The organism is Maridesulfovibrio frigidus DSM 17176 (assembly GCF_000711735.1).
In the GTDB taxonomy this organism is placed as follows: domain Bacteria; phylum Desulfobacterota; class Desulfovibrionia; order Desulfovibrionales; family Desulfovibrionaceae; genus Maridesulfovibrio; species Maridesulfovibrio frigidus.
Genome location: NZ_JONL01000005.1, coordinates 263,644 through 287,552 on the forward strand (window position 1 = coordinate 263,644; position 23,909 = coordinate 287,552).

General features: G+C 44.3%; 26 protein-coding genes and 1 pseudogene. 6 read left to right on the forward strand and 21 right to left on the reverse strand.

What is annotated here, in order from left to right; translation table 11 throughout:
* The first annotated feature begins 6 nt into the window (after window positions 1-6).
* Complete coding sequence (locus BR06_RS0111845) at window positions 7-1,266, forward strand: EAL and HDOD domain-containing protein (RefSeq protein WP_031483226.1); 1,260 nt, start codon at window positions 7-9, stop codon at window positions 1,264-1,266.
* A gap of 14 nt (window positions 1,267-1,280) precedes the next feature.
* On the opposite strand, the gene BR06_RS0111850 is transcribed toward BR06_RS0111845, so the two are convergent.
* From BR06_RS0111850 to BR06_RS0111865, 4 genes are all read right to left on the reverse strand, one after another.
* Window positions 1,281-1,805, reverse strand: a complete 525-nt coding sequence (locus BR06_RS0111850) for a pentapeptide repeat-containing protein (protein WP_051677058.1) — start codon at window positions 1,803-1,805, stop codon at window positions 1,281-1,283.
* Window positions 1,806-1,964: 159 nt separating this feature from the next.
* Window positions 1,965-3,587, reverse strand: coding sequence for an FmdE family protein (locus BR06_RS0111855; RefSeq protein WP_031483230.1), 1,623 nt, complete (start codon window positions 3,585-3,587; stop codon window positions 1,965-1,967).
* A gap of 21 nt (window positions 3,588-3,608) precedes the next feature.
* Window positions 3,609-3,866, reverse strand: a complete 258-nt coding sequence (locus BR06_RS0111860; RefSeq protein WP_051677060.1) for an EF-hand domain-containing protein — start codon at window positions 3,864-3,866, stop codon at window positions 3,609-3,611.
* 105 nt (window positions 3,867-3,971) lie between these two features.
* Window positions 3,972-4,265 carry a metal-sensitive transcriptional regulator gene (locus BR06_RS0111865; protein WP_407637428.1) on the reverse strand — a complete coding sequence of 98 codons (294 nt, stop codon included), beginning with the start codon at window positions 4,263-4,265 and terminating at the stop codon, window positions 3,972-3,974.
* A 54-nt stretch (window positions 4,266-4,319) separates the two neighbouring features.
* Between BR06_RS0111865 and BR06_RS19795 the strand changes: the two genes are divergently transcribed.
* Window positions 4,320-5,012, forward strand: a complete 693-nt coding sequence (locus BR06_RS19795) for a TorD/DmsD family molecular chaperone (RefSeq protein ID WP_031483236.1) — start codon at window positions 4,320-4,322, stop codon at window positions 5,010-5,012.
* On the opposite strand, the gene BR06_RS20880 is transcribed toward BR06_RS19795, so the two are convergent.
* From BR06_RS20880 to BR06_RS0111905, 6 genes are all read right to left on the reverse strand, one after another.
* Window positions 4,999-6,003, reverse strand: coding sequence for a rhodanese-like domain-containing protein (locus BR06_RS20880; protein WP_271121208.1), 1,005 nt, complete (start codon window positions 6,001-6,003; stop codon window positions 4,999-5,001). The two genes, BR06_RS19795 and BR06_RS20880, sit on opposite strands and share 14 nt — an antisense overlap.
* A 59-nt stretch (window positions 6,004-6,062) precedes the next feature.
* Window positions 6,063-7,172, reverse strand: a complete 1,110-nt coding sequence (locus BR06_RS0111885; RefSeq protein ID WP_031483242.1) for a rhodanese-like domain-containing protein — start codon at window positions 7,170-7,172, stop codon at window positions 6,063-6,065.
* A gap of 74 nt (window positions 7,173-7,246) precedes the next feature.
* The gene (locus BR06_RS0111890; RefSeq protein WP_031483244.1) at window positions 7,247-7,966 is read right to left on the reverse strand and encodes a formate dehydrogenase subunit gamma; all 720 of its coding nucleotides are present in this window, start codon (window positions 7,964-7,966) and stop codon (window positions 7,247-7,249) included.
* Entirely contained in the window at window positions 7,966-8,748 is a 783-nt protein-coding gene (locus BR06_RS0111895) for a 4Fe-4S dicluster domain-containing protein (protein ID WP_031483246.1), read from the reverse strand. The genes BR06_RS0111890 and BR06_RS0111895 overlap by 1 nt, the downstream gene beginning before the upstream one ends.
* The gene (locus tag BR06_RS0111900; RefSeq protein ID WP_034603029.1) at window positions 8,745-10,928 is read right to left on the reverse strand and encodes a molybdopterin-dependent oxidoreductase; all 2,184 of its coding nucleotides are present in this window, start codon (window positions 10,926-10,928) and stop codon (window positions 8,745-8,747) included. The genes BR06_RS0111895 and BR06_RS0111900 overlap by 4 nt, the downstream gene beginning before the upstream one ends.
* 103 nt (window positions 10,929-11,031) lie before the next feature.
* On the reverse strand, window positions 11,032-11,355 hold the full coding sequence (locus BR06_RS0111905; protein ID WP_031483249.1) for a c-type cytochrome: 324 nt from the start codon (window positions 11,353-11,355) through the stop codon (window positions 11,032-11,034).
* 386 nt (window positions 11,356-11,741) lie between these two features.
* On the opposite strand from BR06_RS0111905, the gene BR06_RS0111910 reads away from it, so the two are divergent.
* Together BR06_RS0111910 and BR06_RS0111915 are read left to right on the forward strand one after the other, a co-directional pair.
* Window positions 11,742-12,221, forward strand: a complete 480-nt coding sequence (locus BR06_RS0111910) for a hypothetical protein (protein ID WP_031483251.1) — start codon at window positions 11,742-11,744, stop codon at window positions 12,219-12,221.
* A gap of 111 nt (window positions 12,222-12,332) precedes the next feature.
* Window positions 12,333-12,725 carry a response regulator gene (locus BR06_RS0111915; protein ID WP_031483254.1) on the forward strand — a complete coding sequence of 131 codons (393 nt, stop codon included), beginning with the start codon at window positions 12,333-12,335 and terminating at the stop codon, window positions 12,723-12,725.
* A 509-nt stretch (window positions 12,726-13,234) separates the two neighbouring features.
* On the opposite strand, the gene BR06_RS0111920 is transcribed toward BR06_RS0111915, so the two are convergent.
* Window positions 13,235-14,281, reverse strand: a complete 1,047-nt coding sequence (locus tag BR06_RS0111920) for a tRNA dihydrouridine synthase (protein ID WP_034603030.1) — start codon at window positions 14,279-14,281, stop codon at window positions 13,235-13,237.
* Between BR06_RS0111920 and BR06_RS20525 the strand changes: the two genes are divergently transcribed.
* Together BR06_RS20525 and BR06_RS20115 are read left to right on the forward strand one after the other, a co-directional pair.
* Complete coding sequence (locus BR06_RS20525) at window positions 14,202-14,366, forward strand: hypothetical protein (protein WP_169738238.1); 165 nt, start codon at window positions 14,202-14,204, stop codon at window positions 14,364-14,366. The genes BR06_RS0111920 and BR06_RS20525 overlap by 80 nt on opposite strands.
* A 97-nt stretch (window positions 14,367-14,463) precedes the next feature.
* A pseudogene (locus BR06_RS20115) lies at window positions 14,464-15,542 on the forward strand (IS3 family transposase); the annotation flags it as partial.
* 87 nt (window positions 15,543-15,629) lie between these two features.
* Here the strand turns inward: BR06_RS20115 and saoL are convergent.
* Genes saoL through saoT form a run of 10 tightly spaced genes read right to left on the reverse strand, consistent with a single transcriptional unit; the run spans window position 15,630 to window position 23,652 of the window.
* Entirely contained in the window at window positions 15,630-16,262 is a 633-nt protein-coding gene (saoL, locus tag BR06_RS0111930) for a MerB-like organometallic lyase SaoL (protein ID WP_238493463.1), read from the reverse strand.
* A 21-nt stretch (window positions 16,263-16,283) separates the two neighbouring features.
* Entirely contained in the window at window positions 16,284-17,426 is a 1,143-nt protein-coding gene (locus BR06_RS0111935; RefSeq protein ID WP_031483260.1) for a double-cubane-cluster-containing anaerobic reductase, read from the reverse strand.
* Window positions 17,427-17,434: 8 nt separating this feature from the next.
* Window positions 17,435-18,229, reverse strand: coding sequence for an acyl-CoA dehydratase activase (locus BR06_RS0111940; RefSeq protein WP_031483261.1), 795 nt, complete (start codon window positions 18,227-18,229; stop codon window positions 17,435-17,437).
* Window positions 18,226-19,017 (reverse strand): ABC transporter ATP-binding protein SaoA, encoded by a 792-nt coding sequence (gene saoA / locus BR06_RS0111945; protein WP_034603003.1) that lies wholly within the window; start codon window positions 19,015-19,017, stop codon window positions 18,226-18,228. Before saoA ends, BR06_RS0111940 begins: the two co-directional genes overlap by 4 nt.
* A 40-nt stretch (window positions 19,018-19,057) precedes the next feature.
* Window positions 19,058-19,891, reverse strand: coding sequence for an ABC transporter permease subunit SaoP (gene saoP / locus BR06_RS0111950; RefSeq protein WP_268870798.1), 834 nt, complete (start codon window positions 19,889-19,891; stop codon window positions 19,058-19,060).
* Window positions 19,825-20,643 (reverse strand): ABC transporter substrate-binding (seleno)protein SaoB, encoded by an 819-nt coding sequence (gene saoB / locus BR06_RS0111955; RefSeq protein WP_031483264.1) that lies wholly within the window; start codon window positions 20,641-20,643, stop codon window positions 19,825-19,827. Before saoB ends, saoP begins: the two co-directional genes overlap by 67 nt.
* A gap of 13 nt (window positions 20,644-20,656) precedes the next feature.
* Entirely contained in the window at window positions 20,657-21,763 is a 1,107-nt protein-coding gene (gene saoX, locus BR06_RS0111960; protein ID WP_031483265.1) for an ABC transporter substrate-binding subunit SaoX, read from the reverse strand.
* Between the two features lie 46 nt (window positions 21,764-21,809).
* Complete coding sequence (saoC, locus tag BR06_RS0111965; RefSeq protein WP_051677063.1) at window positions 21,810-22,280, reverse strand: Cys-Cys-COOH (seleno)protein SaoC; 471 nt, start codon at window positions 22,278-22,280, stop codon at window positions 21,810-21,812.
* Window positions 22,281-22,288: 8 nt separating this feature from the next.
* A complete protein-coding gene (saoE, locus tag BR06_RS0111970) occupies window positions 22,289-23,377 on the reverse strand; it encodes an efflux transporter SaoE (RefSeq protein ID WP_031483267.1) in 1,089 nt (362 codons plus the stop codon).
* The gene (gene saoT, locus BR06_RS0111975; RefSeq protein WP_031483268.1) at window positions 23,377-23,652 is read right to left on the reverse strand and encodes a thioredoxin-like (seleno)protein SaoT; all 276 of its coding nucleotides are present in this window, start codon (window positions 23,650-23,652) and stop codon (window positions 23,377-23,379) included. The genes saoE and saoT overlap by 1 nt, the downstream gene beginning before the upstream one ends.
* Between the last annotated feature and the right edge of the window lie 257 nt (window positions 23,653-23,909).

A 23,909-nucleotide genomic window follows, 5' to 3' on the forward strand; every position in this document is an offset into this window, starting at 1 on the left:
TAAAGTATGAGTAAAAAAACAACCTCAAACAACAGTGAGCATGCGTACAGCAACGCATTCTATGCACGGCAACCCATTTTCAACCGCATGATGAAAGTATGGGGTTACGAGCTATTCTACCGTCAAAATGAAGATGTAGATTCAGCGATCTATCTTGACGGGTTCAAGGCCACCATGGAAGTTATGGCCAGTTTAGCGCTCAGTCCAGATGATAAATTCAAGTCTGCAAAAGTTATTATAAATTTCCCTGAACAAGCTATTTTGGAAGAAATACCGTTCTCGATGCATCCACAAAATACTGTAGTGCAGTTCACAGACCCGGATGAAGTTTCTCCAGAATTTTTAGAAATGATTATAAAGGTAAAAGATAGAGGCTACACCGTCTCAATCGACGATTTTTCTGCGCAATATACAAATACAGAATTGTATATGCTTGCTGACATAATGACTCTTAATATATCTAAGTTAGAGACCTCACATATATCTCAATACATACAGGCTATCGGCGGTCTTAAGGGTAAATTCCTTGCCAAAAACATTGAATCAGAAGAGCAGTTTGCAAGCCTGAAAACGCTAGATTTCTCATATTACCAAGGCTACTTTTTCAAGCGCCCTAAAACTGAAGTTGTGCGTAAAATTTCTTCAAACGAGATGCTCCGTTTCAACCTCATGGAAATGATCAACAACGACGACATTGATTTGGGAGAACTGAGCAGAACCATAGAAAAAGACGTATCACTCAGTGTCCGCCTTCTAAATCTTCTGAACTCTCCAGCATATGGACTGACGGCTAAGATGTCTTCAATTCAGCAAGCTGTAGTATATTTGGGAGGAGATCAGCTCAGGCATTGGCTTCGTGTTGTATTGCTCACAGACATGAAACAGCCCGGAAAGTCAGCAGAGCTTACAATACTAAGCCTCCAACGTGCCAAAGTAATGGAATCTCTCAACGCCATTTCAGCCGACGTAAAACCGGACGAGCGCCTATTTTTAGTGGGCTTATTCTCACTGCTTGACGCAATGCTGGAACTCCCCATGAGCAGAGTAGTACAACTACTTTCTGCGCTGGATGACACTATTCGCTATACTTTAGATGGCCGCGAAACAAAGTTTTGGCCTTGGCTTACCCTTATCGAAGCAATGGAAAAATCTGATTGGGACACAGTAGGAGCCATGGCTGCAACTCTAGATTTAGAAGCTTCAGACATAATGAAGTGCTACAAGGAAGCCATGGAATGGGCAAACACAGTGCTAACCTGCGTATAACCACTTATTGCGGCCTACTTTAATTCAATGTCGAGATTCCCAAGTAGCGAAACAGCTTCGGGCAGTGAAAAGATAGTCTTGTGAAGCTTATTTGATTCTGCGTCCATATAATAATTTCTCGAAGTGCTAAAATCGGCAAAACTTAGGTCAGCACCAGAAAACAAACATCTTGCCAAGTCACAATCATCAAATTTCACACGAGTGAGTTTTGTATTAGTAAAAGCAGCCTCAATCATAGAGCATGAAACAAACTTCATTTTAGCTAAATTCATATCGCTGAAAGATGAGCTATCGAGTAAGCAGTTCACAAAAGACGCAACAATAACCACCCTCACGCTACTCCAGTTAACTCCTAGCAATTTAGAATCAATAAATTCTGCATCAATGAAGTTTGTATTTTTCAATTTCGCAAGAGCAAGATTACAATTTGAAAACGTGCAATTTTCAAAAACACAGCTCACTAAATTTGCAAATTGGAATGAAGACTTAATAAACTGACAGTTATAAAACGAAATATCTTTCAGAGACTCATCGCTCATATCCAAATCTTTAAAAGTCTCATTTTCGTAGCTATCATGGTCTCTTAAAGGTGACACTTCTGTTTATGACCTATCGTTAAAAACATTTAAAAACACTAAAATATTACCCATCACATATCTATATTACGCCCCAATCGGAGATAACTTCCCGAAACAAAATCACTTACCGAATGGGCATTTAGGGAAAGTACAAGAGCGGCAATTCAGACACAGTCCGCCCTCTGCCATACTAGCCAGATCCTTTCTGGTTATGTTCTGCCCTGCTAGAATTATGGGCAATAATAAATCGAAACTTGTAGTTTTGTAAAATAAAGCACAGGCAGGCACACCCATAACGTCTACATTCCCGATCTTTCCAAGAAGCAGCATAGTGCCGGGCAAAATAGGCGCTCCGTAAAGAATATCCGTAAGCCCCGCGTCAACAAGTGCGGGACGAGTTACATCATCGGGGTCAACGGACAATCCCGCTGTGGTAACAATAAGATCAGCTCCCTGCCCGCGAAGTTCAGCCACTCCATCAGATATGGCTTTGCGATCATCCGGTACTACCGCTGTTGCAACGACTTCGGACCCAAGCCTCTCCACTTTACCAGATATGATCGGAATAAATTTATCCTCGATTAACCCTTGAAAAACTTCAGTCCCTGTAACCAGTATACCGACCTTAGCAGTTCTAAGTGGCAGTATTTTAAAGATAGGCCCAGCATCAAGAACGGATAACGCGTTTTCAAAAACATTCTTCGTTATGTGTAGTGGGATAGCTCTGGTTCCCGCCACGGGCTTACCTGCGTCTACCAGTATATCGCCTTGACGGGCGGCGCACATAACATCCGGCAGCAAGTTGAACCGGGCCAAAATGTCACGGTCTATGGTAAGCAGCCCTTTAAGTCCGGCGCAAAAACTTATTTTGCCTTCCTCGGGCGGAGTTTTGAATACAATACCATCACCAGCCATACGCTTTGCAAAAGCCTGCGCGGCCTCATTCTCATGAACCATATCAGCTAATTCATCGTCACTTCCGGAAACATAAACGCGGTTACGCCCCATTTGCTGAAGACGGCAAACGTCCCCCGCAGTGATTTCCTGACCAGCCTTAAACTCTGCCCCCTTAGACGTACCGGGATCAATGCGGGTCATATCATGCAAAGCTTTTTTACCGACTGCATCCTGCACATCCACAGCAATAACACAATCCTCGCGAACCATATCACGCGAACCACCCACGTAAGGAACTTCCCCCTGACAGCCGCGGCAGATTGCGCCATCACTGACGGGGTAAGCTTCTTTACATGACGGACATATACCGATGGATCGCATACCTTTGTGAGACATGAAATCCTCTGTTATCTGAATAGGCGTTACCGTACAAAAGCTGTGTCCGGCTTTTTCTATTTCACTAAAGAGCAGATCCGTATCCTGATCTTTCTTAGGCTTTAATTTCAAGAACCAGCTTTCTATCTCGGGCCATTTTTTAAGTTTGGCCATATCTATATGAATGCGAACGCCTTCACCCGTAAACTTATCATACAAGGATAAAGCGTAACGCCCAAGTTTAATCACCCGCATCCAGCCGTTGCCGTATGAGCACAAGGTCAAAACCTGTACTGCATCGGGAAGACATTTACCCGTCTCCACTACTGCATCGAATAGCGTTCCCTCTGGCAAATACGATTTAGCCTCTTCCACCATATATCCACCGATAAGTAGACCAGGCGCAGGGTATCCGTGGAATTTACGGGCAACTTCTTTAAACTCTTCAAAAGTATATGGTCCAATATTCATAAGATCCTCGTCGAGAGAAAGTTAACCGTGATTCTCTTCAATTCCAATAGACTTCTTGTAAGATTCCCACTCGTCATGATCCAGATCACCGCTTTTATCGACATCTGCTGCGGAAAAAGCCTTATCTGATTCTGGAAGTGCTTTCTTAAATTCTTCCTTACTTAGAACACTGTCTCCATTGTTATCCATGCTGTAATAACAACGGTCTAAATTGTCTGCCGCCATGGCTGTGGACGCAAGCATCATGATAGCAAAAACAGCTATAATTACCTTTTTCATGTTAGTTTCTCCTATATATCGCTTATTAAACTTCAATATTAAAAGACTGTCTCTAGGAAGCGACTCTAAAGGCAATCATCCTTAACCAATTGACTAGCTAAACCATTAATCCATAAAATTAGTCAGGACCTTCACAAAGCGGTCCATAGCTTCCACTGGGTCTTCACCCTTTTCAAGAGAATCAGCATAACATTTCAGCATATACCGTTTCATTATAAGTGAAGTCGCGGATTTAAGAGCTGAGCGGGCGGCCTTAACCTGAACCAGAATGTCATTACACTCTTTCCCGCCCTCAACCATGCCCTGAATTCCGCGCACCTGCCCTTCGATACGCTTCATGCGTTTCAGGACTTCCTGTTTTATTTGTTCTTGCTCAGAACTATTTCCAGTCATAACCATTTCTCCTGCACCAAGTGGTTGTATGTGCCAGTAAGTTTAAGTAGGCTTACATACATGAGTAATCAAAAAAATATTATTTCAAAATCAAATGAATCAGGTAGCGAAGGCGCGACTCCAACCCAAATTTACCTTCTAAACTGTCTTGAAATCTGCACTATCATCTTTCGTGGATTCCGTTCAAATGATAATAAAGATGAATGTAGAGCTGTTCTGGAAGACGGTCTTCCCGCTCTAGCTTCCCCTTCCGAAAATGCTGTACAACCACTAACCAAGTTGGCTACTGCCATTCTAGATTCGATAGACAATTCCTGTTCTCAGGAAGAAATATGTGTCCGTCTAGAAACAGATTACGTCAACCTTTTTATCAATAATATAAGAGGCATAACCGCCCCTCTATACGAATCTTGCTACGAACCGGGTTCAGCTCGAATAATGAGAGAACCGGCTCTTGCCATGCGAGACAAGCTTGAACAATACGGGCTAAAACCTAGCGGCATCCTCGCCACAGAACCACCGGACCACCTTTGCATCGAACTGGAATATCTATTCGTCCTACTTATTCAGGCATGGGGATCAAATGATTCTTCTGCCGAAATTAAGGCGCTAAAGTTTGGACAAGAAATGCTCTTATGGACCAAGCTGTTCAGAGAAAAACTCGGTTCGTCTAGTTCAACCAATTCAGAAAAATTTTACACGCTATCGGCTGACTTTTTAATAGGTGTGCTGAACAAAATCATTGGCGAATAGTACACTTCTGTCCATGTCGTCCGCTCAAAGCGCTATTGATTTTCTTTAAGAGAGGAACAGGATCAGATTTAATATCACTAAAGCTAAATACCGAAATAAGAGTTGATTCTGTCTTCTTAAACATTACCACTGTCGGCAAAGTGTATGTACCGAAGGAATCAGCTATATCCTCCAGAGGATCGGCAAAAAATGGATAGTTTGCACCAGTTTCACTGGTAGAACTCTTTACTGCCCGCTTATTCATGCCCAGTCCAATTGCAACAAAAAGCACATCCGGCGTACAGCATTCCAATTCTTTACGAACTTCTTCAAAAGTGCGCGCCGCCTGTTCACTTTCCAAACGGTTATCATTAACGAGCAAAACTAAGTAATAATTAAACTGCAAATCGTGAAGCCTAACTTTCCGAGCAGAATCATCCACTCCAAGGCGTACCTTATCTTTGGCGCCACCTAATATGCTAAGTTCAGTATCCGGAAAAATTGTTTCGAAAGTAGGTGCGGCCGTCTCTACTTTTTTAGAGTGGTCCGCGACCCAACCGTACCACCCCTCAGGATATCGAACTACATTGGTATATCCAAGACGCGCTGCCCAGCGCGCTGCAATAGAGCTGCGCAGTCACCTGAAGCTTCGGCAATATATGAGTATGGGCCGATTTAAATCATTTCCCGCTAATTCTCTGAATTCATCTTTTTTCGATTCACCAAGCCGGATCTGCTCACTTAAATCGAACTCAATATTCACAGCTTCAGGAATATGTCCGTCCTCAAATTCATACCCCGTTCGCACGTCCAAAACCAGAATCCCCTGTGTCCCGTTCAGCACGTTTTCAAGCTGAGCCCCAGACACCAGTTCATACCCGTTCTGTTTTGCTTCGCTAGCCGCATCCGCCCACCATGAAGGTTCTTCGCCCGCACTCCATCCCACTAGCGGCGCAAAAAAAAGAAGCCCTAGCATTGCAAAAGATGATAGTACAAACCGACTAATAAACATGGTCTGCCTCGGGGATTAAAAGGCCGGAAACATCTCTGCTTCCGGCCTGATATTATGCATTATTTCTTTGGATGATGGATCTTGAATGTGCCGTCTTTATTAAAGTCGACTTCAGCTTCAAGGTAGTAAACGTCCTTAATCTCAGGGCGCATGTCTTTAACCAGGTAGTAAGATTCACCACTACGTGCGCCTGTGGAACAAACAAACACGATAGGCTTATCAGTAGGAAGAGTCTTAATATCCTTCTCAAGCTTATCAACAGTCATATTCACTGCACTTGGAATATGGCCCATGGCAAATTCGTCAGCGTCGCGAACATCAATCAACATGATTGATTTAGGATTTTCCGCCATTATCTTTTCGAACTGCTTAATAGCAATGCTACCTTCTTCTCCGCCGGCCTCAACTTTCACAGCTGCGGCAGAACCGTACATCTTAACCCAGCCCGGGTATCCAGCTTCAGCAACGGAAACATTGGTGTAACCAAGCTTCTTAGCTTTTATGGCAGACTTGTGGCTGAGCTTACATTTGTAACCCTGACAGAAGTAAATGAGAGGTGCGTTCTTATCAGTAGGTAGAAGTCCTTTACGCTTTTCAAACTTGGAATCTGGAATGGAAATGGATGATGGAATTGAACCCGCAAGGAACTTTTTAGTCGGACGAGCATCAATCAGCAGGTACTCATCGCCCTTCGCCATTTTCTGGGCCACAACTTCAAGGCCGATGGAGCCGTAACGTCCGGATTTAATCCAGCCGGGGTAACCATAAGGAAAGACTTTAACGTTTTTATAGCCAAGCTTTACAGCTTTCTTTGCACTCTTGTGACTGAGTTTACATTTCAAACCCTGACAATAAAAGATTAGCAGAGTGTTTTTGTCTTTAGGCAGCTTGTCAGTCATTTTGTCGAACTGGGAATCAGGAATTGATACCGCAGTTGGAATGTAACCAACCATGTACTTACCTTTGTAAGGGCGTGAATCAATAACCATAACGCCTTCAGGCTTAGGCATCTTCGCGTACTTTGCTACAAAGTCAACATCGACCATGTCTGTGTACATCCAGTCCTGCATTTTATCAGCCGGAACAAGATCTTTCGCCATTGCCGGACCTGCGATAAATGCAAGACACAGCGCCATTACCAAAGCTGTAATAAACTGTTTTCTTCTCATGTGTTCCTCTCTTCCCTCAAAGGTTTATCGTGCATAGAAGCCAAGAGACATCCTCACTTGGCTGATTTTCTTATTTAACTGTCAGAACTTGTTTCGCTCTTAACCTTGTCATACCAGATTTTATGGTGATGCTTAGCGTATCCCTCCGGAACATGCCCTGTGAACATAGACAGGAACCCGGGCCGTTCTTCAGGGGAAATAGCAGCCATGTAGATATGAACCAAAAGACCTGCGAAGACCAAGCCCACGGCAAGGTAGTGCAGAGTTATGGACCAACTTACCAGAGCAGTAGCCTCAGCGCCGAGAGTCCTGTCGGACAGGAACATAATAATCCCCGTCACAACAATTACGATACACCCGATGACCGAAGCCTGAGCAAATGCCTTTTGCCCCATGTTGTAATAACCCTGATCCGGCAGCTCGGCATTATCACCAAGCGGCTTCGGGCCTACGGTCATGATGACCATTTTTTTAATTATCCACGAAATGTCACGGGCCGGACTAACCACGAACACTTCTTTAAGGAAGAACAAAGCGCCCTTTAAATTTACCATTATATAGAGCAGTAATCCACCAGCCCAAATGAAACCTAAAGCTACGTGAATAAGGAGTAAATTCCCCCCGCCGCCCACTATGGAGCGAACAAAGGCTGGATACCCTGACCCAACGGGGTCAATCTCAGGATTGCTGAACAGCGCCAGTCCTGTGATGAGCAACAGCAGCCAACAAGCTGCATTGAACCAGTGGATGAAAATGTCCGAGCGGTCGTGCCGCTTTAATTGTTTCTGACTCATTATGCATCCCCCCCTTTATTTTGGGAGTCGGTTCCAGACTCATCATGAACATCGTCCTCAGAATCAGATCCGGCAATAAGCTGCCTGACAAGCATCACGGCAACTCCTATTCCCGATAAACCAACCACAGTTCTAACCAGTGGATTTACTACGCTAGTTAGAGCGGCCATAGCTGTCGGCATTTTAGCCTCAACAGGCCAATTCAGCGGAGCGGTTTCACCGAGGTAGATCATGTTAGGTTTGGTATCGGTCTTAGCGTTAACAACCCTAACAAGCCTGCCCGCGTTTTTCGCAAGCAAACGCGATGCTTCGGATTCAGGATCATTAATATCACCGAAAACACGAGCCTTAGTTGGACAAGTGTCAACACAAGCAGGCAGAAGTCCCTGCTCTCTACGTTCAGCGCAGAAATTACACTTATCGGCTTTCTTGGTCAGAATATTTCGGAAACGGGCATCATAAGGACAGGCCGGAATACAGTTTCCGCACCCTATACACAGTGAAGAATCAATGTGCACCGTGCCGTCTTTTTTATCTTTATAGGTAGCTCCAGTGGGACAAGCCTGCACACAAGTAGGATTGTCGCAATGCATGCAGCCACCGGGCTGAAAGTGCGTTTTAGGGAATCTGGCAGTAAAGTCAGGGACTGAATGCTTAACCCAGTTTCGCCACTGCCCCTCAGGCGAATCATTCGCAATTTTGCAGGAGGCCATACACCCTTTGCAATCTATGCACATGGACGAATCAATGACCATGGCCAGTTGAGCTTGTTTAATACTCATGAGGCCACCTTCCTTGTTACGGAAACGATTGTTTCGTGCAAAGCCGCATTACCACAAATCTCGTCATAACCTTCCTGAAGCACCGCTGACATGCTGGCTCCCTCACCAAAGATAAGACTAAGCTGAGGTGACAAAGGTCCGAACCCTGAGAGCATATAGACTGTATCCTCGCGGATTCCGTCAGTGATCTCCACTTTAAGCTCTCCCCTGCCGACCGAGCTGGCAACTTCCACAGTATCACCGGGATGAATGCCGAGATTCTTAGCAGATGCGGTATTTAACCACAGAGTATTAGGACCAGTAAGCTGATGCAAAACTGCATTGTTTTGCGATGAAGTCTGCGTAACCATAGCGCTTCGTCCAACAACCATACGGAACCTATTTTTCGGAACCTTGGACGGCGGAGAATAAACAGGCATAGGATCAACGCCCATGCCTTCGTAACGTTTATTATACAGCTCTATCTTTTTACTGAGAGTCTTATAAACCCTATCTTTATAGATGCCGTAAACCTTGCTTGGATTATAATAAACTCCGTCATCAGCCAGAGCAGTGGCGGCATTCGGAAGCCCGCGCAGTTGCTTCTTGCGATATTCCTCTATGGTAAAGTCGAAATATTCGCCCAGTTCCAATTTACCGGCAACAGACTTGAGTATATCAAAAACGGGCCTCGACTCGTAAAGAGCCGGAACCACTGCGTCACGTTGAACAACACAGGCACAAGCTGCCGAACCTTGAAGACCGGACGCAGGGTCCTGACGTTCAAGATAGCTTGGCGCAGGCAGAACCAAATCCGCCATCCAAGCAGTGTCGCTCATAGCAACATCCACCACAGTCATAAACTCCATCGCGTTTGCCATCTCTATGGTTTTGGCACGATTAGGAGCAGTTCCGAGCGGATTAGTTTTGTAAACAAACCACCCTTTAATAGGGTATGGTTTTCCGGAAAGAACTGCGTCGCGAGTAAGAACAAAAGACCCGTCATGCTCAAACATCATGGGCACTTTATGAGCATCAACGCGGTCATCTGGATTGTCATCATACCAAGGAGCGTCAAAAGGCACACCCTTAAGGCCGACTTCGCGTGCGGCAAGTAGCCCGCCCGGCTGATCCCAGTTACCGAGAATAGCATTCACGATGGCGAAACTACGTCTGATCTGAGTAGAATTTTTGTAATCTGAAGTTCTGCGACCCGGATAAATCATTGCCGCAGGAGCCGCCGCGGCAAGCTCTCTAGCTATGCGGACGATGTCCTCAGCCGGAATCCCACACTCTTCAGCGGCAAATCTCGGATCATACTTTTGAACGTGCTCACGGAACTGTTCAATCCCGTAAGTTTTATCCTGAATCCAAGTTTCATTATATAATTTTTCATTAATGATAACGTGCGCAAGAGCCAGCATGAAGGCCATGTCTGTACCGGGACGGATCGGGTGCCACTCATTGGCGAGGGCCGCAGTCTTAGTATAGCGAGGATCAAGAACCACAAGCTTTGTTCCTTTTTGCATAGCGGTCATAAGATCTATGGAATCCGGTGTAACCAATGCTTCGAAGCGGTTAGCACCTGCCATAATTATGTATTTGCTATTCAATACGTCCGCGAATGGAACTTCGCCGAAGGTATCAAGAAAGGCCCTGCTACCACTAAGGAGGCACAAAGATTCATGCGATGTAACATTATAAGAACCGTAAACCTCGGCAAAACGGCCTACGAATTGCGATTGCAGATCAGCCCCCGCACTAAAAAGATGCCCACATGAGGTATACTTTTTGCGGATGTCCTGCATCTTTGCGGCCATCATATCCAAGGCTTCGTCCCAAGGAATGCGCTGCCATTTTCCCTCACCGCGCGCCCCTTTCCGAAGAAGAGGATGCTTGAGGCGATCAGGATCATAGAGCTGTGAAACGCCTGCATTACCACGGGCGCAGAGCATTCCTCTAGACTTAATAAATTTGGGGTTAGGATCAAGCTTTTTAACAACTCCATCCTGAATTCTGGCGATGCAACCGCACTTATTAAAGCACATGTCGCACACAGAATAAGCGTTACTCCATTCACCGGAGGACGTTCCGGCATGAGCCAAGCCGGGCTCAAGCCCACCAAGCACAGGAACACTTCCAGCTGCAGCAGCCGCAATAAGCCCTGAGGCCTTAAAGAAATCGCGGCGAGATAGTTTCATATTGTCTTTGGCCACTTCCACCTCCATGTTGAATCAGTGGAAAGGAATCGAGGTTTGGATCATGCGGCGGAGAAAATTCTCCGCCGCAGTATTTTAAATAAAACTAGCTACACTTAGCAGGGGTTGGGGAATCCTTGGCGAAATCATGTAGATAAGTGAAAATATCGTTCAAGTCTTTTTCGCTAACACCATTCCAATCAGGAGAACACTTAATCTTGGATGTGTCAGAGAATGTTGCAGTCCACCCAGCTTGAGTTTTGCTGTTCGGACTGAGATCAGATGCACTGTCACCATGACAGGTACGACAGTGCTTTCTGTAAAGAAATTTACCTTTGCGAGCGTTACCACCACCCATTGCAGTAGCCATGCTCGCAATTGAAAGGACCAGCAAAACACCGAGAAGAAGACTAATCATTTTACGATTCATTACAATCCTCCAAAATTTTCTTTTTACATACCACCCTCTAAATCTTTTTAAAAGAGGGTCGACTATTTTCATCAAATATTTCGCCTTCAATATACCCCCACGGGGTAGGGGTGTCAATGGAGTCTCAAAAAAACATGATGTGTAAAATCAGCATATTGTACAAAAAAGTGATATTTATTTTTTTGAGAGGCAGTGAAATTAACCGGGGTCAGGAGTGCTAGTTGCACATTGAAATGCTCAGCGCAAAAGCACAGGCCGCTTTTATAGCAAACAGCCCTTCCGATTTTACACCAAGTTGTGTATAGTTTTATCTCTGTAGTAACACTAAGTGATTTTAGAAGCGTACTGGAATTTCTTCGGGAACATCATATTTTAAAGGGCTAATCATGAAAAAGACATCCTGCTCTGCAACACTCCTTATCATCCTAGCATTATTCATTTCCGGCTGTGGAAAATCCACTTCGAATTCAAACGATTCATATAACCCGAGCATGCAGCAATCCGACTACGGAAATTCATTTACCGAAGTATCAGACAAGACAGAAGCGTTCTACAGCGGATACTTTCAAGTTGTCGGAAGCGGGTCAGGCGGGTCGAAATCAACAGCTCTAAATGCTGCGCGTTCCGATGCGAAGGCTAGGCTATCTGATATAATTCAGGGGCTGGAATATGAAAGAAATTCGCTGATAAGAAGTGGGCAAATTGCGAACAATGCGATCCATTTAGGAGCAAGCAGTCTGGCCAATTCAGCAGCAACATGTGGTGAACACTACAATCCCAATACACAAGATGCGGAAGTATGCTTGAAGCTTAACCTTAGAACAGGGAGACTCCAAGATGTGGTTGAAGATTTGGTCATAAGATAACCGTTTTAGATCGAGGCAGAGTTTCAAGCTCACTCTTTTTTGCATTACACCTTTACACAGTAAGCTTAAAAAAATACCAAGAGTGATCTTATCAACTTTTTGGAGTAGTATATGGCTATTGATAGAGAAATGAAATTTCTCATTGTGGATGACAATCAAGGAGTTAGAAAAATAACTTCCGACATTTTGCGTGCGGTAGGATTTCAAAATGTTATACAAGCAGAGAATGGAAAGTTAGGCTGGAATAAAATTGTTAAAGACTCACCGGACTTTGTCATTCTTGACTGGGATATGCCTGTGATGAACGGAATTGAGTTATTGAACAAGATCCGGAGCAGTGAAGATTACCAAGAATTGCCAGTCCTGATGTTAACCGCTCATGCAGAAAGCATTGACGTTATTCTAGCTGTGCAAGCCGGTGCTACAAACTACATAGTTAAACCGTTTGCACCAAACACTCTCTACAAGAAGCTACATCAAATTTTTGGAGAGCCTGTTAGATAGTTCTTTTAGGCAGAACCAGTTTATAGGGATTTCATCTTTCTCTTAAGTGGTACACTCGATTGATCCTTCGTGCACTTCAACTATAAGAGCTTTTTCCAATAAAATTCATTTTTCAATGCCTCTTAATAGAACTATCTTTGACGAACTCCCCCTTCCTAATCATCAGATTTTTTGCCGGAAAAGTCGGGTTGGCTTTTGTCTCGGCAACGCTATTTGTCTTATTGCATGATGGTCTAATGCAAGATGCCAGCGCAAACAAAAAAGCTACTTATGTTGACTACGGAGCCTAAGTTACACCCTTTATTTTTAAAGGCGGCAACTGTGCGCTTACACGGCTGAAAAGCTAGGACGTTACAATAGCTAAAAGATAAAATCTTATACTTAATCAAACGCTTTTCACTTTTATTAATTTTATAGGGAAGAATGTGAGAAGTGTAGTTATATTTTAAAGACATCTAAAGTGGCCACAATCCTGAAGATAATTTGCTAATTCTTTGAGGGACACTGGCTCAGAAATTGTGCAAATTCATGTTGGGAGATTGACTCAAAGGCATGTCCGGCCTGATGCGTTCTTTGGCCAACCTACGGACATCATCCATGGTCTTTGCCGTGGAAAAAATGGCCTGCAGGCTGTGACCAAATCGGAAATTAGCTGCAAAATAAACCATGAACATCTGAAATCGTTTGATGCCTCGGATGGGATCAAACTCCTGTTCCAAGGCTGTAGCCAGACGCAGAACGTAGTCCTGAAAAATATTGTCGTCGGGTATACAGCCAGCTGTCCATTGGGCAAAGAGCCAGGGGCGGGCCACAGCCATACGGCCTACGGATACGCCATCGCAGCCTGTCGTATCCAGCATATCCTGACATTGCTGCGGGGTTGTCACATTGCCATTACCAAAGACGGGAATGGAGACTGCTTCCTTGATGAAGCGGATGTTGTCAATTACTGGGGGACGGGTGCGCTTGTCCGGGGCCACACGCGGGTGGAAGACTAGGCAATCGGCTCCTGCAGCCTCAAGCTTTTTGGCCAAGTCCACTGCTGGACCGATCTCCTTGGACCAGCCGGTGCGGAATTTGACAAAAACAGGAATGGACACAGCCTTTCGTACTGCTTCCACCACGGCCACGGCTTTGTCTGGAGTCTTCAGAAAGGCGGCTCCCGCCTCGCGTTTGATCACTCCCCGTGCGGAGCACCCCATGTTAATGTCCACACCAAAGAAGCCTTCACGCTCCACGCGCTCTGCTGCAATCACCAACTCCTCTGGAGTGCTACCCGCCAATTGACAGACCAAGCTGGGAAGTTCCCACTCATGCCACCGAAATACCGGGGATACCCTGGGATTTTCTGTTGGCACAGCCTTGGCGTTGCACATTTCCGTAAAGACCAAGCCACAGGAACCATAATGGGCGAGAACCTGACGAAAGGCGCAGTGAGTCAACCCGGCCATGGGCGCTAACCACAGGCGATTGGGAATGGTTTTTTCGCCAATCACAATAGGGCTGTTAAGTTGGGCCGCTAACTTGGGGAAATGGGGAAGAGTGGATTTGTTCATGGGAGCTGCAAGGTGGGTTGTGGGTGTCATGGGATGCAGCATTACGTATCCTGTTGTTGCACAAGGGGCAAGTCTTGAAGCCTAGCATATCCAGCTCAAAATGGATTCTTCCCTGTAAGCTGCACCATTTAAAAATATAAATTTTTGGCAAACCAACCTATAATCAGGTTAAGGAGTTTGCCGTGAAGAAAAATAAATTTACCAATGAACAGATCGCATTTGCACTGCGTCAGGCTGAAACAGGAACAAAGGTTAATGAGCTATGTCGCAAGATGGGCATATCTGAAGCAACTTTTTACAACTGGAAAAAGAAGTTCGCTGGTTTCAGCGTTAGCGAGCTGCGCCGCTTGAAACAACTTAAAGAAGAGAACCGGCAACTAAAAAAGCTGGTTGCCGATCTAAGTTTGGACAAGCAAATGCTTCAGGAGGTTTTAACAAAAAAGTTTTGAAGTCTGCCCAGTTGATTAAATTTGCTGAATATTTGGAGCAGGCTTACAGAGTCAGCATTCGTAGAAGGTGTTCAGTCCTTTGTTTGGGAAGATCAAGCTACTATTATAAGTCAGTAAGAAAGGATGATTCTCCTTTGCGGCTTCGTATTCGGGATATTGCAGAGAGCCGTGTACGCTATGGATGCCATATAATTTATATCCTGTTGAGAAGAGAAGGCTGGTATATGAACCACAAGAAGGTTCATCGCATATACTGAGAAGAAGGGTTGAGCCTGCGTTCCAAGCGACCACGAAAGCACATATCTGCTGCACATCGAATGGAGCGCCCAGAACTCTCAACTATTGACCAGTGCTGGTCGATGGATTTTGTCGCCGATAATCTGTATAATGGCCGAAGAATCAGAGCATTAACTATTGTCGATAATTTTAGTCGCGAGTGCTTAGATATTCATGTAGATCCATCGATAAAGGGGAATTAAGTAGCTGCCAGACTTGAATGGCTTCGTATTCTTTCAGACAGGAAACCGCTTCGTATCCAAGTAGATAACGGCAGTGAATTTATTTCTAAAGCGCTTGATAAATGGGCGTATGAAAATGAAGTCATTCTGGATTTGTCAAGGCCCGGAAAACCAACGGATAACCCATTTATTGAATCTTTTAACGGTAGTTTTCGGGATGAGTGTCTAAATACTCACTGGTTTTTATCTATTCCAGACGCTCGAACCAAAATTGAAACATGGCGCAAGGAATATAATGAGTTTCGTCCACACTCTTCATTAGGAGATCAGACGCCAAACGATTTCGCCCTTGCCCATAAGACACCCTCAGGAAGGCCAAATTTCTCTAGATTTGACCGGTACAGGATAAGGGAAGACCTCAGTATAACCTTCCCCTTTGCATTATCTATCTTCAAGCTTGAATATCATTTCCGAGACGAAAATTGCCTCTTTTGCTGGAAGGCAGAAAATCTGGTTCTCGTCTAATTTTCTCGCATTGGTCCAATCTGAATAATGCTCCTTCGTACAGAAGAAGTTTATTATGTTTCAGCAGTTAGCTGCCCATTCATTATCGCTGTTTAGATCGAAGTACAACGCGTGTACTGTACTCGGAGAAATTAAATCCAACCCGCCGTCTTTGACTGTAACTCGAACGGATTCACCGCAATGCGCACACGCGGATTCAATAGTAACATTTTGGCGATAGGTGAAGGCTGCCCCCATGGCATCAATAGCGCACATGGCTGAAAACTTGCGTCCGTCCTCCAGCATTACCTTATGCCCAGTAGGAATGGCTGAGACAGGATATATGAATTGTATTTCACCATCAGAACTTATTACAGCTGCATTCTTTTCCCGCAATTCCTCAATTACTTCAAGGATTTGAGGAGAAGCGTCACTGTTTATATTGTAAGGCCGCTGATTGTCGATCGTGAAATTCATAATTTCTAGTCGAGCATTTTTGCCTTCTGGTGAAAGCCTTGAATCTATACTGTCAATATAGAGCCTTTCAGCAGGATAATTTTCAAAATACATTAAACTCTCCAATATTTATATTTAACCAAGCATCTCAAGGAACGCCTCAACACGAACCTTGAGTTGTTCCGTGTCAGAATCGGAATAATCAGTTTCTATCTGTATGAAAGGCAAACCATGGACTTCTTTCACATGCTTTTTGATAGAATATGATTCCACATTATATGTATGGCAGGCTTGCCATGTGAGATCGACAACTCCATCTACATGAAAATCGCCAATAAGCTGTGAAAGGAGATCATACCGGCCCGTATTAGGAGACATGACTGAACACGGAGTGCTGAGATATTGCTTTGCCAAAGCGTCCATAGGATCGGCATCCTCGTCAACTTGATATACTTTTTTGTAACCACCGCAGCTCTCGAAACAAACCACAACGCCGCCGCAATCTTCAATGAGTTTGACAACTTTTTCAGAGCCCAGCCCTACAGGAACACCAGTTAGGAGGATTCGAGGTGCGCTCGTCGAGCAGCCTTCTACTCCTTCGCTAACCATGTCTTCAATTTCTTTGATAATATCTTCTACCAAGGACAACCCGTCTTCCTTCTCGGGGAAGAAGCCTAGTTTAAATTTGATTTGTAATAGATCCATGCCGGAAATAGGAGATGGCTGGTTTTTGGACAGATCCATTAACCTTTTAAGAACCCTACGCTCTCGGTTCAGAAGTTTTATAGCTTTCTGGAGATTTTCTTGGGTAATGACCGTATCAAGTTCAGTTTCCAGACGTTCCTTGAGGCGGTATAGTTCGTTTTTCCAGAAAGGAAGAGCCGTTTCGGGATCTTGATTTTGTGGGAGTTGCAATACATGCATGGGCTTATATTCAGACAGAAGCTCAAACATTTTCTTCTTACCATCACAGGTAGTATCTCCAACCAAAAAATCTGAAATAGCAAAATATGGACATGTGTCAGTTACTGCAAAACCAAAACTACTTTTGATCAGTGGACAAAGATTACGGGGTAGAATTTCTTCTGCCGCAGGAATGGGGTCATTTCGAGTGCCACATAATGGGACAGATATAGCGCCGGCAGCAATGGCCAGTTCTGATGGCGAATAAAGACAGTAATGTCCTATTACTTTTGCCCCTGCTTCATGCGCAGATGTGAGTTCCAAAATACTGCGTTCACTGAGGGTTTTCATTTTTTCTATTGTTTCAAGGATCATTTGTGTTCCTATTGGGCGCTTTGCTGCTCTGCAGCAGCTTTTGCTAGTTTTTGGGATAAGATTGCTGCACCTAGTGCACCTGTTAGCTGAGGACTATCTGAAATTTTAAATGGGGCACTCAATTCATCGGAAATGATCGAGCAAATACCTGAACTCAAAGCCAGTCCTCCGGTAAAAGCTATTTCAGGCCGGCAGGATACACGACCAGAGAGAGCACGGACACGCCTGCCTATGGACCGGACAATACCTGCGCAAATAGATTTCTTATCCGTGCCTTGGGCCAGAAGACCAATGATTTCAGTCTCGGCAAAAACAGTACACATGCTATTTATTTCCACAGCTTCGCCAGAAAGAGCCGTTTCTCCCAATTCCAATATCGTCATATCCAGCACTCCAGACATAACTTGCAGAAACCGTCCTGTCCCTGCGGCGCATTTGTCATTCATAATAAAATCAGAGACAGAGCCATCTTCTTCGATTGAGATGACCTTAAGATCCTGCCCGCCAATATCAATGACCGTACGACATCCAGGAAATAGATAGGATGCCCCCTTAGCATGACAACTTATTTCAGTGATTTTTTTATCTATAAAAGGCAGAGCAACACGGCCGTATCCTGTTCCGACTACGTGAGATACATCCGTCCTGCTTATACCTGCGTCGGCCAGAGCCATGCGAAAGACTTCTTCACCTGCGCCCTTTGGATCCCAGCCAGTTGGAATGACCGCCTTTCCTATAATCTTATCATCAAATATAACTGCTTTGGCTGCTACCGATCCGACGTCTATGCCTGCGGTAATCATGCAGCTTCCACTCCTTTACTCTCTTTTTCATCCTTACATGGGATATAAGCTTGATTGAGGTGGCTGGTTAATATGTCTTTATATTTATGGTATTGAGGCCCTGACCGGCTTCTAGGACGAGGGTCTTTAATTTGAATATCGCCCACAACACGACCCTGATCGGAAGACATTACAATCACACGATCACTTAAGTAGATAGCTTCATCAACATCATGAGTAACCATAACCACTGTGGTTTTGTCTTTAATCCAGAGACGTTCTAAGTCTTCCTGAAGTGCTTGGCGCATTTGGTGGTCTACGGCTCCCAAAGGCTCATCCATCAAAAGAACCTCCGGGTTTCCAGCCAATGCTCGTACAAAGGCTGTCCGCTGTTTCATACCACCGGAGATTTGACTCGGATAGAGATTTTCCTTGCCTTCTAAGCGGGACAAACTCAACAGCTCAGCCAAGCGCGATTCTTGTTCTCGCTTAGAAATTTTCTGTTGCTTCAAGGGGAAAAGAATATTGTCCCGCACACTCATCCACGGGAACAATGCATAATTCTGAAACATAAAACCAAGGTCCGAACATGGCTTTGATACATTCATCCCATTGAGGATAATCTTACCGGATGTAACTTTTTGAAATCCGGCAATAATGGTTAGCAAGGTAGTTTTTCCGCACCCTGATGGACCCAGAAGAGTTAGGAATTGACTTGAACTGACATTGAAATTGATGTCGTTCAGGACGGTATTGGATATTCCGCTTCTAGAAAAAGTTTTTGAAACATTGTTAATGTGCAGATGCATTGTGTTCACCGTGCTGTTAAAAAGGAAATTATATGAGGAACTAGTCCTCCAGATAACGCCAAGGGAGTATTACTTTGCTGAGTGAAACAATCAGCAAATCTATAGCATACCCCACAAGAGCCGCCATGATCATAAGTGCGATCAGGCGGGGCGTGTCCATCAGCGTAGACGCTTCAACCATTGAGAAACCGAACCCGGCACTCGTTGCTATAAACTCTGCTCAGATAACGGACATCCATCCCGCGCTCACAGCCACTCGAGAACCTGTAAGTATTTCCGGCAGTGATGCAGGGATAATGATTTTACGAAACACGGTCCAAAACCCAGCCCCCATTGAGCGAGCGGCATTATAGTAGTCTTTATCTATGGACTGCACACCTGAAATAGTACTCAGCAATATGGGAAAGACGGCGACCATGGCGATGAGAAAGATAGTTGGCCCATCTCCCAGACCGAACCAAACAATGGTCAAAGGCACCCACGCCATAATAGGGACCTGACGAAGTGGATTAATGATTGGATCAATTAGCTGCATTGCTGTTTTGGAATACCCCATAGTGAACCCGATGCTCATGCCAAGAACACAAGCTATGCCCAACCCAGTTATAACTCGCCGCAAAGTCAGACAAAGGTTGAACAAGGTAGTCGGGTCAATGACCGCCAGTCCGAAAGATTTAACAACACTTAGCGGACCTGGAAGCGCAAATTCACTATTGTAATACAATGCTGCCAACTGCCAAGTCCCAGTGAAAATGAGCAATGTTATCAGTCTGTACCAGATCTTTCGCTGTCCAGAAGTTTCAGATCCTACAATTTTGGCAAACTTATTGGCATGCTTATAGGAGAAACGAAGCGAATTCGTAGTGTCTGCCATAATTTAACCTCTTCATCATTTAGAGTTGTTTTTTTGTATTTTAGAACTGCCGCTTGAAGCTCGGTCGAATTACTCATCTTCGTCGCAGCATTCTCAAATGCCTTAATAATTCTGGAATAGAGAGGCGTGATCTGGAGGTCTTTTCTGATCACAAGGACATATGAAAGATTCTCATTTTTTTGTTGAGCAAGCCTCGTTATCTGTCCCGGCATATTCAGAGCTGTGAAGAAATCAACGACCACGGCATCAACGACTTTTTTCTTATAAGCATAGGGTAAAGATGTTGGGAGCATAGGAGAAACAGAAATTTCTTCACCTAAAGCCTCCTTAAGTATTGGCTCTAATCGTGTACGTCCTTGCGCAACACCTACTGATAAAATTTTTGTATCTAGCCTAGAAACAAGAACCTCGGAATTGTAAAGAATAGGGCCAATAATGTTGAACCGTGCATCCTTGGCAACCAAAGCTCCGGCTGAATCAGGACACATCAAAGCCAAATCTACAGATTGAGACGACATTGCCCATTGCGCAACTGGAGTGCAGCAGTCATTGATTTGAAATGTCTTAATTCCGCTAACAGTGGTTAACCCTTCTATGTCAGCTTCTTCGACAGCTAAATCAGCTAAAAGCCCAGCAGTATCCGAAGGTGTTCCGATCCGGATATCCGTTGTGCTTTCGGTTGGAGAACCAAAGGCGGCCGCAACGCTCAGCGCCACGACCAACCCTAATAAAATTAACAGGGAGCCTTTCATTACAGAACTCCAGCTACCCCCTCTGTGCGTGGATTTCCAAAGCCTTAGCCTTCCACTGCTCATATGTCATACCCATAGGAAAAATGGGATCGACTTTCTCTTTGATGAATGTTTTGAAATCATCCACTTTTGCGGCATTTAAGAACTCAACATTCACAAACTCTTCAAGAGGAGGAGCTGCGTCCAAAGTTCCAATGGATACGTTGTAATCGATCTCGTCCTGAATCTTCCCTTTATCAACTTCCCAGTTCAACGTGCGCTCTTCGGCAACAGTCTTTTTGAAAATAGTCATAAGAGCCACTTCCTCAGGGACAGAGTAAGCTTTTGCAAAGATTTCCGCTGCCCGTTTGGGCTGAGTGTATATGAATTCCAAAGCCTTAACGTGAGCCTGAATCATTTTTTTTGCTAATTCCGGATGCTCTTTACCAAACTCATTACTCATAGCGAGTACGCAGCAAACGCCCCAATCATTGGTGGATGGCAGTTTAGAAAAGGTTTCCATAATCCAGCCACAACCATCATATTCAGCCATTGATCCCCAAGGATCACATGTGAGGTACCCATCAAGACTATGAGTCTTAAGTGCAATGAATTCATCCTTGTCTGCCATGGCAAAAACTTCATATTTTGCAGGATCTACAGGAATATTATTCGCTGCAGTGAATCCAACCCATGAAGCGCTTCGCTTGGTAGGGTTACTACCTAGAGAAAGCTTTTTGCCAATCAAGTCCTGCGGTGTTTTGATATCGTTGGAAACAACCAGATAGTAGGAACCGCCAAGATGGTTATTAGCGCTGACGAAAATGGGGGCACCTTTAAGGCGGGCTCTCATGAGACCATGAATACCAATATAACCGGCATCCATCCGCCCTGCAGCCATTGCCTGAGGGACCTGCCCATTTCCTGTTACATTCACCTTGAGACCTAGCTCATCGAATATTCCTGCTTCCTTGGCTATGGGCGCGGCTGTCATGTGATCGCAATTGTAGTAGCCAAGTTGAACAACGTAGTCATCGTCATCTGCAACCGCCTGATTGGCAGAAAAAAGCAGTGCCCCCAAAACCATCATGATTGTTATAGATAAAAATGAACTAAGAGAAATTTTATAAGATGTGCCCATGAGAAATCCTTATTATTAAGTTATTAAATGAATGAAAGTAGATATTTTAGCAGCAGTCTTCCATGCCTTCTCCAAAAACATCCATCAGTTCGCCATTTTCCATTCTGTAAATAGCAAAACCTGACTTAGCTCCTTTCATACCCTGCACGATAAATTCAAGTGGAGGCTTACCATCTATATTCCGAAAGATTACAGACTGGTTTGATACGGGGGCTTTGTGCGTTTTCGAAGCGGTATAGCCCCCATCTTTGTCACGAAGCAGAACGCACATCCAATTATTGCAATCTACCCCGACATACAACAGTACGAGATCGGCATCACCATCATCATTAACATCTCCTTCGGTAGCCAAAATGGGCGTACACTTAGGATTTTTTTGAAAAAAGACATCGTAAATATCAGTACATTGCGTGAGCCCTTCAGCTACATCCTTTGGTGTTTTCTGTATGTTTTCGCATCCACAACATAAAACGGATAGGACCAACAATTCTGCAAATAAGATGTATGCATTTCTCATTGTATATTTTAGACCGTCACCCGTTTGCTGCTAAATATTTTCATCAGACTAGGAACAACAGAGTGGGCTCCAAGCAGAACAATAATTAGTGAACAAAAGTATTGAATAGGGTCAGGGACTGATACAATCAGTGAATTAGCTATATCTATCGCCTTATTATCAGCGCCTAATGAGAACACGGGGATAAAATCCGGCATAAGCAAGTAGTTGGCCAGACGACCGAAAGCCAGAGCTGTAATAATGAGGACACTGGAATAAATAATGACGCAACGTTTGCCGATCATTTTATACATACTCAAAAGTTCCGGAAGGTTAGTTGCGGCACCGGTCATAAGAAAGACGATTGCTACGCCAGGAGCCGCTCCGCCAGCCACCAAAGCAGCTATAAAAGGGATATGGCCGACAGCACAAACATACATAATAGCGCCTAGTGCTGCGATGCCAAATAGAGAAATCATACCGGGATTGCCAAGGTATTCTTGAATGGCTCCATGAGGAGTCAGAGCTATGATCATACCGGCTAGCAACACGCCGAAAACAATATAGCGGCTGACCATGACGCCAAGGTCCCAAAAACCCCAGCGAAGTCCTGCCAATAACTTTTCTTTTACGGAAGGTGCGCTCATATTTTCAAGGACGGGGGGCGCGGAAAGGTTTTCCATGCCAGGTAGTTGGCGCTCTAGGCCGCCGAAGCGATTACCTATAAGCCCCATAACCAAGGGGACGGTAAAGCCTGCAAGAATATAGATACCAGCAATCTTTGGCCCAAGCAGACCGAAAGCCAATACAGCTGCGGCCGGATTTATGATTGGTGTGGAAGTCATGAAGGCCAGTGTAGGTCCGAGGTATGCTCCAGAATAATACAGGCCGAGCCCCAAAGGAATAACACCGCAACTACAGATAGGGAGTAGCATGCCGGAGAGCGTAGCCTTAATAATGGACGAGAGGCGATCGTTTCCCATCATTTTTTGAAGTATTTCCGGGCGGAGGTACTCATGGAGAACTCCAGCCAAAATGAAGCTGGCAAGTAGCCAAGGAGAAGCATCATTAAGGATATCTAGCGCCAGCAACAAGGGCTTTGTAAACATTTGAAACATTAGCTGTCAGCCTGCGAGTCAGCTTCGGCAACGGCTTCGGCAATTGCATTTTCTATTACTGTTGTAGTCAATGAGTCATACTTTTTTCTTTCATTTATGATCATTGTCCCTTTGTTTACCTGCCCATACTTTCTGACGTAATCGAAATCTTTACCTGCGTAATAAACTTTTAGATCAATACTACTACCATACTGTGAAGTAGTTTTTTCTATTATATTCACATACTCATCACAACACGGACATGTATTAATAAATTCAACAAGAGTTTTAGACATACAATTTACCCCTATACATTCAAATATAACTATTTTTACAGTTAAATTTTTATTATGTTAAAAAAAATACATAACAATTAAACAAATTAAGATGAAACGTATATATATGTTTGCCGAGGAATATGTCCAATAGATATTTTGAGTAGCTCTGCGGCGCACTTATAGATTTAAGCCATAGTTATAATTAATAGAGTAAAACTAGTGATTATGTGTATTGTAGAAGAACTGATGTAAGTAAAAAACTCTAATTTAAGGAT